At 31.6% G+C, this 1,207-nt stretch carries 1 pseudogene; it reads right to left on the minus strand.

The features are described 5' to 3' along the window. Positions 1-110: 110 nt before the first annotated feature. Positions 111-1,207 (minus strand): annotated as a pseudogene (locus tag RI76_RS01535) (ATP-dependent metallopeptidase FtsH/Yme1/Tma family protein); the annotation flags it as partial.

Raw genomic sequence — 1,207 nt, forward strand, 5'->3', positions numbered from 1 at the left:
CATATTTAATTTATTTATACTAAAAATAATCTTTATCTGATAAAAATTTTCTCAATATAAAAAGAACCCTTTTAAGGGTTCTTTTTTGTTTTATATTTATATTATATGTTTCAATTGTTCTGATTAACTATTTGTTCTAATTGTTCTTTGACGATAGTTTCTTGTTCTAACAATGTGTTAGCTATTTTATCTAATAAATATTTATTTTCTTTAATTATTTTTCTTGTTTCTTCCATACATTCATCTATTATTTTTTTAATTTCTATATCAACATGTTTTTTATCTGTATCTTGGACTGGTCCTAAATCGCTCATCCCTAATTTAGTTACCATTTGAGTCGCTATTTGGGTCGCTGATTTGAAATCACCGTAAGCTCCGTTAGAAATATCATCAAACATTAATTCTTCGGCCGCTCTTCCGCCTAAAAATGAAATAATATTTGCCAACATTCTTTTCTTAGAGGAAAAGAAAGTTTCTTTTTCTGGAAGCATTAAATTATAACCACCAGCATTGCCTCTAGGAATAATAGTTACTTTTTGGACCTTAGGAGCATGTTTTAATTTTAAACCAATGACTGCATGTCCAGCTTCATGATAAGCTACCATTTTCTTTTCTTCTTCATCATATTTACGGGATTTTTTTGCTGGACACATTAACACTCGATCAATCGCTTCTTCTAGTTCTATTTGAGTAATTAATTTTTTATCATTTCTAACTGTTAAGATAGAAGCTTCATTTAAGACAGAAGCTAATTGAGCACCGCTCATAGAAGGCGTTTGTTTAGCGATTTGAGAAAAATCAACCGATGGATCTAGTTTTTTATTTCTCGCATGTACCTTTAAAATAGCTTCTCTAGCTTTAACATCAGGCAAACCAACTGTAAATTTACGGTCAAATCTTCCTGGTCTTAATAAAGCAGGATCCAACATATCAGCTCTTATTAGTAGCGCCAATAATAATAATTCCTTTAGAAGTAGTAAAACCATCCATTTCGGTTAATAATTGGTTAAGAGTTTGATCCTTTTCTTGAGAACCGCCACTATTCCCGCCACCTCTTTTACCACCTAAAACGTCAATTTCATCGATAAATAAAACACAAGGAGCGTTTTGTCTTGCTTCTTTGAATAACGATCTTATTCGGGAAGCGCCGACTCCGACATATTTTTCTACAAACTCAGAACCTGAAACAGAATAAAAAGGTACTTGA

This window comes from Milkweed yellows phytoplasma str. MW1 (assembly GCF_000309485.1).
In the GTDB taxonomy this organism is placed as follows: domain Bacteria; phylum Bacillota_I; class Bacilli_A; order Acholeplasmatales; family Acholeplasmataceae; genus Phytoplasma.